This is a genomic window from Halobellus sp. GM3 (assembly GCF_052545375.1).
In genome coordinates, this window is the sequence record NZ_JBQWLT010000002.1 from 390,101 (window position 1) to 406,443 (window position 16,343).

At 66.5% G+C, this 16,343-nt stretch carries 18 protein-coding genes; 8 read left to right on the forward strand and 10 right to left on the reverse strand.

The window, feature by feature from the left end; genetic code table 11:
- Positions 1–103: 103 nt before the first annotated feature.
- Positions 104–664, forward strand: a complete 561-nt coding sequence (locus ACT3HL_RS04740; protein ID WP_445085657.1) for a DUF7344 domain-containing protein — start codon at positions 104–106, stop codon at positions 662–664.
- A gap of 92 nt (positions 665–756) precedes the next feature.
- Here the strand turns inward: ACT3HL_RS04740 and ACT3HL_RS04745 are convergent, their stop codons facing one another.
- A complete protein-coding gene (locus ACT3HL_RS04745; protein WP_445085658.1) occupies positions 757–1,194 on the reverse strand; it encodes a disulfide bond formation protein B in 438 nt (145 codons plus the stop codon).
- Positions 1,195–1,806: 612 nt separating this feature from the next.
- Between ACT3HL_RS04745 and ACT3HL_RS04750 the strand changes: the two genes are divergently transcribed.
- On the forward strand, positions 1,807–2,850 hold the full coding sequence (locus ACT3HL_RS04750; protein WP_445085659.1) for an AIR synthase-related protein: 1,044 nt from the start codon (positions 1,807–1,809) through the stop codon (positions 2,848–2,850).
- 71 nt (positions 2,851–2,921) lie between these two features.
- On the opposite strand, the gene ACT3HL_RS04755 is transcribed toward ACT3HL_RS04750, so the two are convergent.
- Positions 2,922–3,416 (reverse strand): DUF309 domain-containing protein, encoded by a 495-nt coding sequence (locus ACT3HL_RS04755; protein ID WP_445085660.1) that lies wholly within the window; start codon positions 3,414–3,416, stop codon positions 2,922–2,924.
- A 61-nt stretch (positions 3,417–3,477) separates the two neighbouring features.
- Between ACT3HL_RS04755 and ACT3HL_RS04760 the strand changes: the two genes are divergently transcribed.
- The 3 genes from ACT3HL_RS04760 (at position 3,478) to ACT3HL_RS04770 (ending at position 5,938) form a co-directional block, all read left to right on the forward strand.
- On the forward strand, positions 3,478–4,296 hold the full coding sequence (locus ACT3HL_RS04760; protein WP_445085661.1) for a succinylglutamate desuccinylase: 819 nt from the start codon (positions 3,478–3,480) through the stop codon (positions 4,294–4,296).
- 302 nt (positions 4,297–4,598) lie between these two features.
- Positions 4,599–4,949, forward strand: coding sequence for a hypothetical protein (locus tag ACT3HL_RS04765; RefSeq protein WP_445085662.1), 351 nt, complete (start codon positions 4,599–4,601; stop codon positions 4,947–4,949).
- Between the two features lie 125 nt (positions 4,950–5,074).
- On the forward strand, positions 5,075–5,938 hold the full coding sequence (locus tag ACT3HL_RS04770; protein WP_445085663.1) for a CocE/NonD family hydrolase: 864 nt from the start codon (positions 5,075–5,077) through the stop codon (positions 5,936–5,938).
- A 30-nt stretch (positions 5,939–5,968) separates the two neighbouring features.
- On the opposite strand, the gene ACT3HL_RS04775 is transcribed toward ACT3HL_RS04770, so the two are convergent.
- Positions 5,969–6,373, reverse strand: coding sequence for a universal stress protein (locus tag ACT3HL_RS04775; RefSeq protein ID WP_445085664.1), 405 nt, complete (start codon positions 6,371–6,373; stop codon positions 5,969–5,971).
- Positions 6,374–6,488: 115 nt separating this feature from the next.
- On the opposite strand from ACT3HL_RS04775, the gene ACT3HL_RS04780 reads away from it, so the two are divergent.
- Positions 6,489–9,128 (forward strand): HAD-IC family P-type ATPase, encoded by a 2,640-nt coding sequence (locus ACT3HL_RS04780; RefSeq protein WP_445085665.1) that lies wholly within the window; start codon positions 6,489–6,491, stop codon positions 9,126–9,128.
- On the opposite strand, the gene ACT3HL_RS04785 is transcribed toward ACT3HL_RS04780, so the two are convergent.
- Together ACT3HL_RS04785 and ACT3HL_RS04790 are read right to left on the reverse strand one after the other, a co-directional pair.
- Entirely contained in the window at positions 9,125–9,706 is a 582-nt protein-coding gene (locus ACT3HL_RS04785; protein ID WP_445085666.1) for a VIT1/CCC1 transporter family protein, read from the reverse strand. The two genes, ACT3HL_RS04780 and ACT3HL_RS04785, sit on opposite strands and share 4 nt — an antisense overlap.
- 5 nt (positions 9,707–9,711) lie before the next feature.
- Positions 9,712–10,002 carry a DUF211 domain-containing protein gene (locus tag ACT3HL_RS04790; protein ID WP_445085667.1) on the reverse strand — a complete coding sequence of 97 codons (291 nt, stop codon included), beginning with the start codon at positions 10,000–10,002 and terminating at the stop codon, positions 9,712–9,714.
- Positions 10,003–10,137: 135 nt separating this feature from the next.
- Between ACT3HL_RS04790 and ACT3HL_RS04795 the strand changes: the two genes are divergently transcribed.
- Positions 10,138–11,475 (forward strand): phosphoribosylamine--glycine ligase, encoded by a 1,338-nt coding sequence (locus tag ACT3HL_RS04795; protein ID WP_445085668.1) that lies wholly within the window; start codon positions 10,138–10,140, stop codon positions 11,473–11,475.
- A 224-nt stretch (positions 11,476–11,699) separates the two neighbouring features.
- Entirely contained in the window at positions 11,700–11,975 is a 276-nt protein-coding gene (locus ACT3HL_RS04800) for an HPr family phosphocarrier protein (RefSeq protein ID WP_445085669.1), read from the forward strand.
- Between the two features lie 8 nt (positions 11,976–11,983).
- Here the strand turns inward: ACT3HL_RS04800 and ACT3HL_RS04805 are convergent, their stop codons facing one another.
- The 5 genes from ACT3HL_RS04805 to ACT3HL_RS04825 all read right to left on the reverse strand — a co-directional run bounded on the left by ACT3HL_RS04805 (position 11,984) and on the right by ACT3HL_RS04825 (position 16,301).
- Positions 11,984–12,430, reverse strand: a complete 447-nt coding sequence (locus ACT3HL_RS04805; protein WP_445085670.1) for a PTS sugar transporter subunit IIA — start codon at positions 12,428–12,430, stop codon at positions 11,984–11,986.
- Positions 12,431–12,458: 28 nt separating this feature from the next.
- On the reverse strand, positions 12,459–13,994 hold the full coding sequence (locus tag ACT3HL_RS04810) for a PTS transporter subunit IIC (RefSeq protein ID WP_445085671.1): 1,536 nt from the start codon (positions 13,992–13,994) through the stop codon (positions 12,459–12,461).
- A gap of 472 nt (positions 13,995–14,466) precedes the next feature.
- Positions 14,467–14,769, reverse strand: a complete 303-nt coding sequence (locus tag ACT3HL_RS04815) for a PTS sugar transporter subunit IIB (protein ID WP_445085672.1) — start codon at positions 14,767–14,769, stop codon at positions 14,467–14,469.
- Between the two features lie 65 nt (positions 14,770–14,834).
- Complete coding sequence (locus ACT3HL_RS04820) at positions 14,835–15,512, reverse strand: triose-phosphate isomerase (RefSeq protein WP_445085673.1); 678 nt, start codon at positions 15,510–15,512, stop codon at positions 14,835–14,837.
- 3 nt (positions 15,513–15,515) lie between these two features.
- Positions 15,516–16,301, reverse strand: a complete 786-nt coding sequence (locus ACT3HL_RS04825; protein WP_445085674.1) for a class I fructose-bisphosphate aldolase — start codon at positions 16,299–16,301, stop codon at positions 15,516–15,518.
- Between the last annotated feature and the right edge of the window lie 42 nt (positions 16,302–16,343).

Sequence of the window (16,343 nt, forward strand, 5' to 3'; positions counted from 1 at the left end):
CGGACCGGTATTCTGGGTCGCCCGACGCGAGTGTCGGCCGTCCCGCCGGTATCTTCTCGGCGAAGCGGACACATTCATGTATGGTGACCAACGACAGTGTTCTATGAGCGGGGGTGAGATCGGTTGGGAGGACGGAGCCGGCGACGAAGAGTCACTGGACGCCGCTGAGATCCACGACGTGCTTCGAAACGACCGCCGGCGGCTCGTTCTCGAGCGTCTGCGAGCGGGCGACGGCACCGAGAGCGTCTCGGAGCTCGCAGAGCACATCGGCGGGATCGAGGCCGGCGAGTCCCCGCCCCCGCGGAACGTCAGACAGAGCGTCTACGTGTCCCTACACCAGACACACCTTCCGAAACTCGACGAACTGGGCATCGTCGAGTACGATCCCGACGCGAAGACCGTCTCGCTGGCCCACAACGCGTCTGACGTGGGCGTCTATATGGAAGTCGTTCCCCAGTACGGAATCTCGTGGGCGGAGTATTACCTCGGTGTGGGCCTGCTCGGAGTACTCACGCTTCTCGGCGCTTCGATCGGGGTGCCGATACTGCGGTCGCTCGGCCCGAGCGTTCTCGGGATCGCGGTTTCGACCGTCGTCGTCGCCTCCGCGCTCTATCAGCTCACAGAACAGCGGAGTTCACTGTTGCACCGCCTCGGCGACGACTGATACTGACCGCTCTCGTCTCGCCCCGGCAATCGCCCACCCCGCTGGTGGCGGTCACCGGCACGTCGTGAGAACCGTCCGTATGACGCCCCACACTACGGCCGGTCGTACCACACGACCGCCGACAGGCCCGTTACGAGCACGAACGCGAGGAGTGACAGCCGCGGGATCGTCAGTAGTCCGCCGGCCATCGGATACAGCACCGCGGCGCAGCCGCCGCCGACCGAACAGGTCGAACCGATCACGGGGTCGATCTGGAGCAGCACGTGATACGCCGCAACGACGAGTCCGAGGCCCGAAAGGGGAAGGACCGTTCGGACGACAGTCGGTCGGTCCTCGAGCGTGGCGACGCCGAGGACGACTGTCAGGGGGTACAGGAGAATGCGTTGATACCAGCAGAGTTCACACGGCACGAGCCCGAGCCCGAGGCTGAAATACAGGCTCCCGGCCGTGCCGACGAACGCGACGAGCGTAGCGAGGCCGAGTAGCGACCTCGTGGAGGGGTGGCTGAAGGCGCGTGCGCGAATCGTCACAGCCTCCCGAAGACGCCGAATCGGCTTGATACTGTCGACACGTGACCACTTACGGCCGTTTTTCCCCTTGATTCTGTCACTACTTCGACCACGCTCAAACGTTCGGGGTGTCCGCCGCTCAGGACGTGACATCCTCCCCGCCGTAAACGACGAGGCTTCCCACAAGCCGAGGCTTGCTGGGTTGGGAGATTTACGGTTTCACATCCCGAGGGAATGCTGGCAGTGCCACGCTACCGTTACCCCTATCCACCGCCGAGAAGACGGGGATTCAGGGTTATCTTGTGCTTCCTGCCCCTGTTCGTCTGATGAAAGGGGGATGCCTTCCATAACGAAAGGGCGAATCCCGATATTGTCTCATTACGATAGGGCGGCGTGGCCGCCTCGGTTAGCATTCAGTACGCCGTAGAACCACTTGAAACTACGTGCGGGCGCTGTATCCCCGCGCTGAAGCGAGGTTTTAGCGCCCTATCCCGCCAGATAACCGCCCCCGTTCGTCACTTGGATCGCCGGCCGTATCGGCACGGGGAGGACGACCGTCGCGCGGCTCATCGGGGCGCCCGCAGTCGACGTCGACAGCGCCACGTTCAAATCCGACGGCGTCGACGGTCGCGTATGGCGAAGCTCGGAAAGGTCGACCGCTCGTTCTTCGACCGACACGTCTACCCCCGGCTCGGGGCCGACCGCTCCGACGTGGCGATCGGTCCGGCACACGGCGTCGACTTCGGCCTCCTCGATATCGGCGGGACGGCGGTCGCGGTCGCGACCGATCCCGTCTCTGTGCTCCCGGAACTCGGGTTCGAGCGCGCCGGGCGCTTCACGCTGGATTTCGTCCTCGCCGACGTCGCGGTCTCGGGGCTGTCGCCCTCGCATCTGGCCGTGTCGTTCACGCTCCCCCCGGAGCTGTCCGACGAGTCGTTCGCGGCGCTGTGGGAGTCGATCCACGCGGAGGCCGCGGACCTCGGCGTCTCGATCGTCACGGGCCACACCGCCCGATACGCGGGCTGTTCGTTCCCGTGGGTCGGCGGGGCGACCGCGCTCGCCGTCGGGGAGTTCGACGCGCTCGTCCGCCCCGACGGCGCGCGCGTCGGCGACGACGTCCTCGTGACGAAGGGGCCCGCCGTCGAGGCGACCGGGCTCCTCACGACGCTGTTCCCCGATCAGTTCGACCTCGACGCGGAGACGCTGGCCGCGGCGCAGTCGCGGCTCGACGAGGCCGCCTGCGTCCGGGACGCGATGACCGCGGCGGCTGCCGGCGGCGTGGACGGGGGGACAGGCGTCCACGCGATGCACGACGCGACCGAGTGCGGACTCTTCGGCGCGTTCGTCGAGATGGCCGCCGGCGCGGGCGTCAGATTCGACCTCTCGACCGACGGCATTCCGATTCGACCGGGAGTGAGAGAGACCTGCGACGAACTCGGAATCGACCCTTGGAGTGCGACCACCGGCGGGACGCTCGTGCTGGCGGTCGGCCCCGACCGCACGGCCGACGTGATCGAGGCCCTTGAGAAAGAAGGCACGCCCGTCGGCGTCGCCGGCGCGGTCCGGTCGGGATCGGGCGTCGCCGTCGACGGCGAGGAGATCGGACACCCCGAAGTGGACCCCTCTTGGGCGGCCTACGAGGAGCTCGCGCGGGCGAGCGAGACGGATCGTTCCTGACGCTGCGGCAGCGCAGCTGCTCGGGGCGACCGGTCCGGGCGGCACGGACGCGTCTCGGTCGGACACGTGACTCACTCGAGTCGCTCGGCGTACTCGCGGTCCAGCCGGTCCGCCGTCGGATGTGACCCGCTGAGTTCGATCTGCCAGCCGTCTACCGCCGTCGGGTCCTCGAGCGCGCGGTCGAGCGTCGCGCGGACGTCGTCCACGTCGACGCCGTAGTAGTCCGAGGGGACGCCGTGGAGGTACTGCAGCGCGGTGCGAAAGAGCGAGCGCATCCCCGAATCGTCGCGGAAGTCGACGTGTTTGTACGCGCCGGCGGCCACCTGCACCATCCCGTGGAGGAACGCGCTCTCGGTGGAGCCGCGGCCGTAGTTGTACCACTCCGCCTCGAAGCAGTCGTGCGCCTCGTGGAACGCCCCCGAGTTGAAGAGCCGGACGCCGTGTAGCGTGGCTCTCCTGAGCGTTCCGTGTTCCCACCCGTTCGAGACCGCTCGGTCGGGGTCCCAGCCGGTCGGCGACCCGGAAGTCGGCGGCCCGACGGTGTCGTCGCGGGTGTGTTCGTCCACGGCGTGTGGTTCGCGCCGCACAAATAAAGAGATTTGACCCTCCGTCACCTGCGAGGAATCGATGCGAATATACGAACTCGGGGAGGGGACCCCCGAGGTCGCCGTCGTCGGGTCGATTCACGGGGACGAACCCTGCGGTGAGCGGGCGATCGAGCGGTTCGTCGCCGGCGAGCCGTCGGTCGAGCGCCCGGTCAAACTCGTCGTCGCGAACGAAGAGGCGCTCGACGCCGACGTTCGCTACCTCGATGAGGACCTCAACCGGGCGTTTCCGGGCGACCCCAACGCGGAGACGCACGAGGGGCGACTCGCGCACGACCTCGTCCGCGAACTCAGGGGCACGACGGTCCTCGCGCTGCACTCGACGCAGTCGTACGCCCGGCCGTTCGCGCTGGTCGACGAGGTCGACGCGGTCTCGCGCGCCATCTGTCCGCACCTGCCGATCGAGCACCTCGTCGAGACCGGCAAGTTCGCGAGCGGGCGGCTCATCGACCACGCACACACGATCGAAGTCGAGTGCGGACTGCAGCGCTCCGAGGAGGCCGCGGTGAACGCTTACTGGGTCGTGCGCGCGTTCCTGGCCGCGACGGGCGTGCTCTCGGCGCCGGTCGAGGGCGACGCCGAGCCGCCGCTGTCGCTGGACCGGCGCGAGGGAGACGAGGTGGCGGTCTTCAGACTCCTCGATCGGATCCCGAAGGCGCCCGCAGAGCGGTATCAGGTGTTCGCCGACAACTTCCGGCGCGTCGGGAAAGGCGACCCCGTCGCCGCCGCCGACGGCGACGCCTACAGCGCCGACAGCGAGTTCTACCCGGTGCTCCTCTCGGCGAACGGCTACGAGGACGTCTTCGGCTACGCCGCGGACCGCGTCGGAACGCTCGCGTAGCCGCTCTCTCGGCCCGGTGTCGGAAGTACCGGCGTTTCTGGCGAACAGTCGGCACCGTCGGAACCGGATGCGCCGTCCCGGTCACGACCGGCCGTCGCGATCTCACGGTCGCGACCGGCCCCATCCCCCGGCCGGGTCTCGGGCGCGCACTCCCCCGCGTCGTCGTGCCGAACAATCGCGTTCGACGCGGGGGTCGCTCTCAGGTCACGCCGGCAGTGGTCCCGTCATCGCACATAAACGTGTGGCGGAGCGCGGGACTCGCCGCGGCAACTGTTTACTCGCTCCGCGTCGAAGGATCCGGTATGCCCGACGTCATCTCCGGACTCGAAGGCGAGCTCCGGTCGAACGGCATCAGCGTCGAATCGATCGATCTGGGCGGCGAAACGGTCGAGCTCGTCTATCTCACCGCGTTCCCCGACGTCCACGTCAACCACCAAGAGATGGGGCGCGCCCTCCGAACCTTCGTCGACGCCGCCGACCACGGTGAGTGGGAGCCGACGCGCGTGGAGGCCACGGTCCTCCGGCACCCCGACGACGTGCAGGGGACGTGGCACGCCGAGGCCGAGTGGTTCCGCCAGTATCAGAACTACGACCTCGACGGCGAGGCGTTCTCGGCGCTCGTCATCGAGACGCTCTCGGAGGGCGGGTCGTGACGCCGCCCGGGACGCCGACGGGGAGCGATACGAACGCGCGAGTGGGGGGTCGTGACGGAGGTGCCTCCCCGTCCGCGTCCGGCCGTCGACGACGCCCCTCGCGATACGGGTTCTCGACCGTCAAGATGACGTTCCGAAGCGACGGCGAGCGGTGCGGCGGGCGGCTCTACCGCCCCGACCGTCCGGCGGACCCGCCGCTCGTCGTGCTGTCGGGCGGGCCCCTCGGCGCGGACGCGTCCGTCCTCGACCGCTACGCCGAGCGGGTCGCCGCGGCGGGCTATGCGGCGTTTCGGTTCGACGTCCGCCACACCGGCGACAGCGACGGGGAGCCGCGGAACCTGCTCTCGCCGTCGCGGCAGCGGGCCGACTGGGAGGCCGCGATCGGCGGGCTCCGGTCGCGCGGCGACGTCGCCAGCGATCGGATCGTCCTCTGGGGGACGGACCTCGCCGGCGGCACGGTGCTGGACGTCGCGGCCGACGACCCCCGGATATCGGCGGTCGTCTCGCAGACGCCGATCCGCTCTGGGCGGGCGTACCTACGCTCGCGCGGCCTCGGCTTCCTCGCTCGGGGGGGGCTCGCGGGCGTCCGCGACAGGCTCCAATCGCGGCTCTTCGGTCCGCACACGATCCCGGTCGTCGACGACGGACTCGACGACGCGCCGCTCGCGCTCGTCGAGACGCCGGGCGCGGGGCGTCGGTACCGGGAGCTCCTCGGCGACGACTGGGAGAACCGGACGCCCGCGCGGTCGCTCTTGGCGCTCGTCGGTCACACCGGCGCCGACGCGGCGCCCGCCGCGCCGACGCTCTTCGTCGGCGGGACGCGCGACGACGTCGCGCCGATCGAGTCCGTCGAGGAGGCGGCCGAACCGGTCCCGAACGCAACGCTCGTCCGCCTCCCGGTCGGTCACTTCGACCCGTACGACGGCGCCGACTGCGAGCAGGTGGTCGGCCACGGTCTCGCGTTCTTCGACGCCGTGCTCGACGGCTGAGGTCGCGTCCGCCGTTGCGGTGATTCCCCGTCAGTCGAGCTCTTCGAGCGGGATCGCCACGATCGGGCGATCGGAGTGGAGCAGGATGCGCTGTGCGGTGCTGCCGAAGACGACCTTCGAGGTCGGGTTGCGCTTTCGGATGCCGATGACGAGCTCGTCGGCGTCGGCCGCCTCGGCCTGTGCGAGAACGTCCTCGTAGGGATCGTTACCGCGGACGAACTGGTGGGTCTCGACGGTCGTGACCGCGCCGAGCCGCGAGGAGACGACCGTCAGCGACTCCTCGCCGTCGCGGACGTCCTCGGTGTCCGTCTCGTCGCCGCCGTGCAGGGAGTTGACGGCGTGGACGGTGTCGCTTCTGGAGACGCGGTCGACGAGGTAATCACACAGCCGCGCGCTCGTGTCGACGTGGTTCGTCGCGAGTACGTAGGTGGTCATACAGCAAGGGGCGCGGGCCGAGACCAAAAATCCACCTCCGATCGGGACGCGGCGCGCGGGCGACTCCCCAGCGCGCCGATAATATATACGTGCTGCCACAATTCAGTGACACGTGATGGACTGGCACACTCGAAACAGCGAGGCGGTCCTCGAGGAACTCGACACGACGGCTGCGGGGCTGACGACCGAAGCGGCCGCAGATCGGATGCGTCGGGAGGGCCGAAACGAGATCACCGGCGACCGCGGTCGGGGCGCCCTTCGGATCTTCCTCGCCCAGTTCTCGAGCGCGCTCATCTGGGTCCTCATCGTCGCGGCCGTCCTCTCGGTCGCGATCGGGCATCTGGTGGACGCCGCGCTGATCGGGATTATCCTCCTCGCGAACGGGGTGTTCGGGTTCGTCCAAGAGTTCCGCGCCGAGCGCAGTCTCGACGCGCTCCGGGAGCTCTCGACGCCGGAGGTCGTCGTCCGCCGCGACGGGACCGAGCGCGAGATCGAGGCGACCGAACTCGTCCCCGGCGACGTCGTCCTCGTCGAGCAGGGCGACGTCGTGCCCGCGGACGCGCGCCTCACCGATGCCAACAACCTCGAAGTCGACGAGGCCACGCTGACCGGCGAGAGCGTCCCTGTCGGAAAGGCGACCGAGGCGCTCGACGCGGAGACGCCCCTCGCCGAGCGGACCAATATGCTGTACAAGGGGACGAACGTCACCCGCGGGAACGCCGTCGCCGTGGTCGTCGCGACCGGAATGGAGACCGAGGTGGGCGAGATCGCGACGGCGCTGATCGGGACCGAGGACCCCGACACGCCGCTGCAGCGCGACCTCGACCGGCTCGCTCGGCGGCTCGGGATCGGCGTCGTGGCGCTCTCGGCGCTGATCGTCCCGTTGCTCGTGTACGAGGGTCGCGGGTTCGTCCAAGCCGGCTTGACCGCCGTCTCGCTCGCGGTGGCGGCCATCCCCGAGGGGCTCCCGGCGGTGGTGACGCTGACGCTCGCGCTCGGCGTTCGGACGATGGCCGAGGAGAACGCCCTCGTTCGGACGCTCCCGGCGGTCGAGGCGCTCGGCTCCGTCGACGTCGTCTGTACCGACAAGACGGGGACGCTGACGGAGGGGCGGATGCGCGTGCGCGCCGCCTGGGTCGACGGCGCGACGTTCGACCTCGGCGAGGTCGACGGAGAGAGCACAGAGCGCGCAGGTCGGCTCGATCGCCTCTTAGAGATCGGCGCGCTCTGCAACGACGCGACGGCGGAGGAGGGCGATCCCACCGAGCGCGCGCTCGTCGCGGGGGCCGAAGCCCACGGGATCGACGTCGGGGCCAGACGGGAGCGTCGCCCCCGACGCGACGAGGTCCCGTTCTCCTCGGAGCGCAAGCGGATGGCGACGATCCACGACGACGTGATCTACGTCAAGGGAGCGCCGAAGGAGGTCCTCGACCGGTCGACGCGAGTGCTCGGCCCGGACGGCCCCGTCGACCTCGACGGGGAGGCGGCCGCGCGGATCGAAGCGCAGGTCGACGCGTTCGCGGCGGACGCCCTGCGCGTGCTCGGCTTCGCGTACAGGGAACGGGGGGCGTCGGAGACGGGCGACGGCTCCGTCGCGGGAGGTGACCCCGGCGGGGACGTCGGTTCCGCCGATGACGACCCCGAATCGGACCTCGTGTTCGTCGGCCTGCAGGGGTTGATCGACCCGCCGCGCGAGGAGGTCCGATCGGCGATCGAGGACACCCACCGCGCGGGGATCGACGTGAAGATGATCACCGGGGACAACGCGCTGACGGCGCGCGCGATCGCCGAGCAGGTCGGGATCGAATCAGCGGTCCTGACCGGGCAGGAGGTCGAGGCGCTCGATGACGAGGCGCTCAGAGCGCGCGTCGACGAGGTCGACGTGTACGCTCGCGCGGAGCCGACCCACAAGGTCCGCATCCTCGACGCACTGCAGGCGAACGGCCACGCGGTGGCGATGACCGGCGACGGCGTCAACGACGCGCCCGCGCTCAAGAGCGCGGACGTGGGCATCGCGATGGGGATCCGCGGCACCGACGTCGCAAAGCAGGCCAGCGACATCGTCCTGCTCGACGACAACTACGCGACGATCCGCAACGCCATCCGTCGCGGGCGCACCATCTTCGACAACGTCTGGAAGTTCGTCGCCTACCTCCTGAGCGCGAACGCCGCGGAGGTGGCGGTCGTCTTCGTCGCCTCGCTGTTCGGCTACCTCGTCCTCCCGGCGGTGCAACTGCTGTGGATCAATCTCCTGACCGACGGGCTGCCGGCGCTGGCGCTCGGGACTGACCCCGCGGGCGACGTGATGGAACGAGAGCCCCGTGAGCGGACGCTCGGGATTATCGACGGCGAGATGGTCCGTTTCATCGGCGGTGCCGGCCTGACGGGGACCGCGCTGTTTCTCGGGCTGCTGTTTTACACGCTCGACGGCGCTCCCGCGGTCACGCCCTACGCGATGACGATGGTCTTCACCGGGTTCGTCGGCTTCGAGTTCGTCAAGCTCTACGTCGTCCGGTGGATGCGAGATACCCCGGTGCTCTCGAACCCCTGGCTGGTCGCGTCGGTCGGCGCGTCCCTGCTCCTCCAACTCGCAGTGCTGTACACGCCGCTGAACAAGTACTTCGGGACCGTCCCGCTCGGGCTCGCAGACTGGGGGATTCTGGGGGTCGTCTTCCTCGCCGGCGCGCCGGTGCTTTTGCTCCTCGGCTGGGCGCTCAAGCGTCGGCGACCGGGCGCTCAGGCGTCGATGGCCTAGCCGGGCAGAAACAGATTGATCACGGCGACGACGAGGCCCGCGAGCGCCATTCGCAGCGCCGACACGTACCACCGCTGGCCGGAGATCGAACTCATGTACACGCCGAAGACGGCGAGGATGCCGATGCCGAGCGCGACGCCCGCGACTCCCGCTTCCGCCATCGAGAGGGCGGGCCCCTCGAAGAGGAACGGAACGAGGGGGATCAGGACCCCGATGAGCGGGCCGAGGCCGCTCGCGACGGCGTGGACGACCCGCGCTCCCCGCTGTTCGCGTTGCACCCGCGTATCGTCGAGGTCGGTCAGCATCGCCCGCTCGATGCGGAGGATCTCGGCCTGCGTCTCCGCGCGTTCGATCTCCCAGACGCTCCAGACGGCCGAGGTCCCGAGTCCGACGGCGGCCCCGAGTCCGATCTTGACGACGGTGAGGCCGTCGGGGATCCCCGAGAGCACCGCGCCGACGATGACACCGATGCTCGTCAGCGTCCCGTCGAACCCGTTCGAGATGAAGTACCGCCGGGAGATGGCCAGGACGTCCTCCCGTTCGAGGAGCGACCGGAGGAGGCGACGCTTCGAGGGCACGGCGCTCAGCCGTCCTGTAGGGTCCGCCGCTCTTCGACCACGTACTCGCCGTAGACGGCCTGGTCGACCGAGTGGACGGTCCCGCCGAGGCCCTCGACGGTCTCCTCGATGGTCTCGTAGGCCAGCGCGTCGCCCTCGACGGTGATTTTGACGTTCTGCACCTCCTGATCGAGCTCGATGAGCGACGCCGCGACGCCGTCGACGCCCGCCACGTCGGCGATGCGCTCGGTGAACGTCAGAATCGACGGCTCGTGGGGCTTCAGGACGTCGATAACGACACGTCGGAGGTCTGCCATACGTCCGCCATCGGCCTCGCGCCAGTAAAGTTCTGCTGTCGATCGCAGTATCGACGGCGGTCGAGCAGCGGCCGCGGCTCTCGCGAGAGCGGGGTCGTCGCTCACACTCAAGTCGCTCCCGGCGGATCATCGAGTATGGACCCCGAACGCTTCCTCTTCGTCTCGGCGGACGCCGCGCTGATCACCGACCTCGCGTGGCAGATTCACCGCGAGGGCCACGAGGTGAAATACTACGTCGAATCCGAATCGGACAGGGAGATCGGCGACGGGTTCGTGCCCAAAACCGACGATTGGCGTGCGGAGGTCGAATGGGCCGATGTCATCATTTTCGACGACATCTGGGTCGGTGACGACGTCGGGACCGGACGGATCGCCGAGGAACTCCGCGAACGGGGGAAGGCGGTCGTCGGGGGGACGCCGAATACGGATCGGCTCGAAGCGGATCGGGGGTACGCGATGGAGATCCTCGAAACACACGGCGTCACCACCATCGAGCACCACATCTTCCACGACTTCGACGCGGGTATCCAGCACGTTCAGGAGAACCCGGCCCCGTACGTCATCAAGCCGCTCGGCGAAGTCCAGAACGTCAAGCGACTCCTCTACGTCGGCAACGAGGACGACGGGAGCGACGTGGTCGACGTCCTGCGGGCCTACAAGAAAGCGTGGGGTCACCGGATGAAAGGCTTCCAACTCCAGCGGAAAGTCGAGGGCGTTGAAGTCGCTATCTGCGGGTTCTTCGACGGCGAGCGGTTCGTCGATCAGGTGAATTTCAATTTCGAGCACAAGAAGTTGTTCCCCGGGAACATCGGTCCCTCGACCGGTGAGATGGGGACCTCGATGTTCTGGGCGGGGCAGAACAAACTGTTCAAAGAAACCCTCGGTAAGCTCGAAGGCTGGCTCGCCAAGGAGGGCTATGTCGGGAGCATCGACCTCAACTGTATCGTCAACGCGGAGGGCATCTACCCGTTGGAGTTCACACCGCGGTTCGGGTACCCGACCATCGCGCTGCAGGAAGAGTCAATCGAGTCGTCGACGGGGCAGTTCTTCTACGATCTCGCCCGCGGGAATGATCCCCGAGTGGCGGTCCACAACGGCTACCAGATCGCCGTTCGAGTCGTCCTTCCGCCCTTCCCGTTCGACGACGCGAAGACCTACGACGAGAACTCCCGGAACGCAGCCGTCGTCTTCGAGGCGGACGACCGCGAGGGGATCCACCTCGAGGACACGAAGCGGGTCGACGGCCAGTGGCGCGTCGCCGGCGAGAGCGGAATGCCGCTCGTGGTGACGGGCAAAGGAGAAACGATGCAGCGCGCCAGAGAACAGGCCTACGAGCGCGTCGACCGCATCGTCATCCCGAACCTCTACTACCGCGACGACATCGGCGAGCGCTGGATCGACGGCGACGGCGATCGCCTGCAGGCGTGGGGGTACCTCGGGCCGAGCGGCAGCTATAGTAGCGTGTGCAACTGATTGCACAGCCGACCGCACGGCGTCGTGCGGTCGAGTGGGTAAAGACGTGCAAACGCTACTATCGTCTGAACCCCGAACTTGCCAGCCTCGTCACGGTATCGGCCTTTGCGGCGCCCCGCGTATACGAGGTGAGCGCACCTCTCGACGCCTTTGGAGCGGCGGGTGAGAAACGGTCGGCCGGGAGGGGAAAGTTTACTATCGCGTCACCGGAGGTGGCAAGCGAGATGTCAACGGCAGAAGGAAGCGTCGTCGTCCACCACGAGACAGGACTGCACGCGCGCCCGGCGTCGAAGTTCGTCCAGACCGCATCGCAGTTCGACAGCGAGATACGGGTCCGAAAGGACGGCGAAGAGGCTAACGCCAAGAGCAGTATCGCCGTCATCTCGCTCGGCGTCGAACCGGGTGAGGAGATACAGATCACCGCGACGGGCGACGACAGCGAGGCGGCCATCGATCGCCTCGTCGAACTCGTCGAAGCGGACTTCGAACTCGAATCGTAGGCGTCGGGTCAGTCGATACAGCGGTCGGTAATGAGATCCAGTAGGGCGTCGCCGTCGCGTTCGCGCGCGAGGCGGACGAATCCCTCGTCTTGGAACAGTTTGGTCAGATTCGAGAGGAACGTCGTGTAGCCCTCCGTTTCGGTGACCAAGAGGAGAACGACGACGTCGACGTCGACCGCCGTCTCGGGATCGTCCATACTCTGGAACGTGAGCGTATCCTCCGGAAACCCGACGACGACCGCCTGTTCGGAGACGTACTCCGGGTCGGCGTGCGGGATGGCGAGGCCGAAATCCGCGGTCGGGATGTCGAGCCCCGTGGGGTACGACGCCTCGCGTTCGAGGAGAGCGTCGACGTACTCGGGTTCGGCGTACCCCTTCTCGACGACGTAGGCGCCGAGCTCTTCGAGTGCTCGTTCGTGCGACGCTCCGGTGAGTGTGACGTGTTCGGTGTGCATCTGATAACGAAAAAAGCGCTGACTGCTTTTAGTCGTCGGTGGCCGGTTCGTCCTCGGGTTCGGGTTCGGACTCGGAGATGTCGGGTTCTCCGCCGATCTTATTGGGAAGGATGCCCGCAGACGGACCGCTGTGTCGGATTCGGACCGTCTCTTCGGCTTTCTCCTCGGACGCGCCGGCGACCATGTACATCCGCTTTGGCCACGTCCGGAGCGCGAGCCAGCACCCGAGCGTGATGACGAGGCCGACGATGAGGCCGGCGGGTTCACCGAGCATCAAGAGCCCAGTCGCAGGGGATCCAGGGTCACTCCCGGCCGTGATGAGGCTGTTACCGCCCATATCGAATCCGGCTTGGTTCGCGGCTTGCGTCACGGCCGGTGCAACTTGGCTCGCGACGTAGTGGAGCGGCAAGAGGAGGACGGTCATCGAGATGACCATCTTGACCACGTTTCCGTCCATAATAGGCACCATCAGGGCGAGCAAGAACGGGAAGGTAGCGAGGTCGACTCCCCACAGCATATCGTTGTAGGGGAGGATGACCGACATCACGATGGCGATGGGGACCATAATGAGGCTCGCGGCGATGGTCGACTCGTGGCCGATAAGGATGGCCGAGTCGAGACCGATAGCGAAGTCCCGTCCCTCGAAGCGGGAGGTCATATAATCGCGAATGGACTCCGAAAGCGGCGTCAGCCCCTCCATCAGGATACCGACCATCATCGGCAGGATGTACATCACGGCGGCGAACGCGACGCCGGCACCGAGGATGGTGTACCAACTACTCGCCTGAAATAGCGCGTTGCTGTAGGCGGCGATGCCAATGAGAATGCCCAAGATGAGGCCGACAAAGATAGGCTCGCCGAGCAGGCCGAGTTTGTCTTGGACCGAATCGGGGTCGGCATCGACGTTACCGATCGGCGTCTGGTCGAGCACCCAGTTTATCGGAATCGCGGCGATCGCGAAGGGGACCGACCCGCCGTGTGGGATGGAGATGCCCTCGGTGTCGAACGTCTCCTCGACGGCCGGTTGCGTCCAGTCGGCCGCCACGAGGACGAACAGCCCGAGCGTCAGCCCCGTTGCAAACGAGTAGATGAGCGAGTTCGTCACCATATAGACGAGGCCGGCGATGAACGCGAAGTGCCAGTAGTTCCAGATGTCCACGTCGAGCGTGAACGTGAACCCGATGGCGAACAGGACGAGGTTCAACACCACGAAGACGGGGATCATCCACACGCCGATCTCTGCAATGCCGAAGGCGATGGCGGCCGCAGCGGGCCATCCAACGTCGACTGCGGGCAGTGATATGCTCGTGACCTCTACCATCCGCTGTGCGAGCGGACTGATGTTGTCGGAGAAGAGACCCAGGACGAGAAAGATCCCTTGGAAGCCGACACCGATGAGGACGGACGAACGCACGGCCCGTCCCATCGGGACCCGGAACACCATCGCGATGACGAAGATGATGATTGGCAACAGAACAGTCGGTCCGAGGCCCTGAATCACGTCGTTGATCGTATTCAGAACCGAGCTCAGCCCCGCTTGCATCACAACGGTGTCTAGTACCATGGGTGTTGCCACCTAGTCTCTTTATCGAGAGACATATGTTATAAATATTACCACGAAATTCAGATTACGATGTAACCGCCGCAACGCGAACAGCGCCGCTGTCGGGCCGTGAAGCAAACTGTGGGATCTGTTGCACCCTAGATAGAGCGGTCGAAGTTATGTACGGCTGACGTTTCTGATCGTCAGAGAAGAGTACAGCGGGGACTATAGCAGCGTTTGCACGTCTTTACCCACTCGACCGCACGACGTCGTGCGGTCGGCTGTGCAATCAGTTTGCAAACGCTACTATAATACCGCTACCCAGCCAACGATAGGAACGTTTCCCCGTCTCCGATCACTCGATTCCGGCCAAAACGCGTTCCGCGGGATCAGGTGGTTCGGACATCGCTGACGGGGTTCTCGTCGTCCTCTGTGGCACTCGAGCGACCGGCCGCCAGTATCGCCAGTCTCCGAAGACGGGAATGGCCGTCGACTACGAGTTTTTGAGGGTTTCTGCGATGTTGTCCAGTTCCTCGTCTTCCCCTATTCCCGTCATAAACGCCGTCGTGTGGATGATCGGGATGTCGAATCGGTCTTCGTTGAGCGACGTCGTGGTGACGATGAGGTCGAAGTTCCCCGAGGAGGCCTTCCCCTTGGCTTCGGTGGCTTTGGCCTTCACGATAGAACCGACTTCGACGCCGCGTTCCGGCAGTTTGTTCTTCAGGGCCTCTTTGACGACGGTCGACGTTGCCACTGAGGTCCCACAGACGACGAGGATATTCTTTTTGTCGGGCATACTTCACACCTACGGTTGTGACATACAGCGAAAAAGATTACGTCGGTACCCTCGGCGGGCACCCGCTACGGAAAGACGTTCCCGATCTCGGTCAGCAGCGTCTCGGGGTCGTCTGCGAGTGAGACGGCCGAGGCCGCACCGGTGGCGTCTGCCCCCTGTTCGAACGCGAGTCGAACGTCGTCGGCCGACCCAATCCCGCCGCCAACGAGCACTTTCGTCCGGGCGCTCTCCGCCGCCATCACGTCGATGAACTCCCGAACGAGGTCCGGGTGGGTCTGTGTGATGGCGCGGTCCGTCGAGATGTCTTCGGGTTTCTCGAAGACCACGGAGTCGGGGTCGAACGGCGCGACGGCCTCACCCATCGCGATGCTGTCGACACAGACGATGGAGTCGAGGCCGACCTCCCGACAGCGCTCTATCTTTCGGGCGAGGGCCGTGAGCGTGTCCCGGTTTTCGGCGTGGTTGATGACGACGCCTTCCGCGCCCGCCTCCCGGATGGTCTCGGGGAGGATACGCCCCATCCCGCGACCGGGTTCGACGGCGTCCATATAGGGCGCGGTCACCGTGAGGTCCGTCTCCTCGGCGATGAGTCGAATGTCGGGGATCTGTGGCGTCAACACGAAGTTGGCGCCCGTCTCCCGTTCGACACGTTCGATGAGACGGGCGAATTCGAGGCCGTCCTCGCCGGTCGTTCCGGGGTACACCTTGAAGTTAATCTGGAAGTAGGGGTATTCGAGATTCATGGGTTACTCCGCGAGGTGAGTCGCTGCACTGTCGACCGTTGCGTCGTCGTGGACGATGGCTTTGAGAGCGTCGATGATGGCCGAGGGGTCGTCACGTTGCCAGACGTTGCGGCCGAACATAACGCCGCGCGACCCGGCGTCGACGGCCCCGCGTACCATCTCCAGTACCTCGACGTCCGTCTCGACCGGGGGACCGCCCGCAATGTAGACGGGCAGCGGCGCGTTCTCGACGATCGGTTCGAACGTCCCTTCGCCCGGGTACGGGCTCTTGAGGATGTGCGCGCCGAGTTCGAACGCGATTCGGTTGGCGTCGGCGAGGTACGACGGGTCGAGTTCGTCGTCGGCCCGTTGGCCCCACAGGGTCGGTTCAACGACCAGTGGAATCCCGAGTTCCTCGCCGCGCGCGGCCGCGTCGGCGACGAACCGGAGGTTCTCTTCGAGGACGCCGGCATCCTCGCGGCCGTAGACGAGAGCGACTTTCATCGCGTCGGCACCGAGTTCGGCCGCGGCACCGGCGCCGAACACTTGGCGGTGAATCTCTTGGTCCTCGTGGTCGCCGGGAAGCGTCGAGTCGTGGAGCAGATCGAGCGTCGCAATCGTCGCGACGTCGTGGTCGTTTATCGTCTCCTCGAACCGGCGCAAGAACGGAACGCTCGCCAGGATTCCGTCAGGTTCGCTCTCCAAGACCAGTTCGAGCGTTTCCCGCGGGTTCTCGAAGCCCTCGAAGACTCCCCAGTGGAGGCCGTGATCGATGGCAACGACGACGGAGTCACCGAGACGTGTGAACATATCTCGATGAAACGTGCACGGGCGAGAAAAGAAAGTCTATCG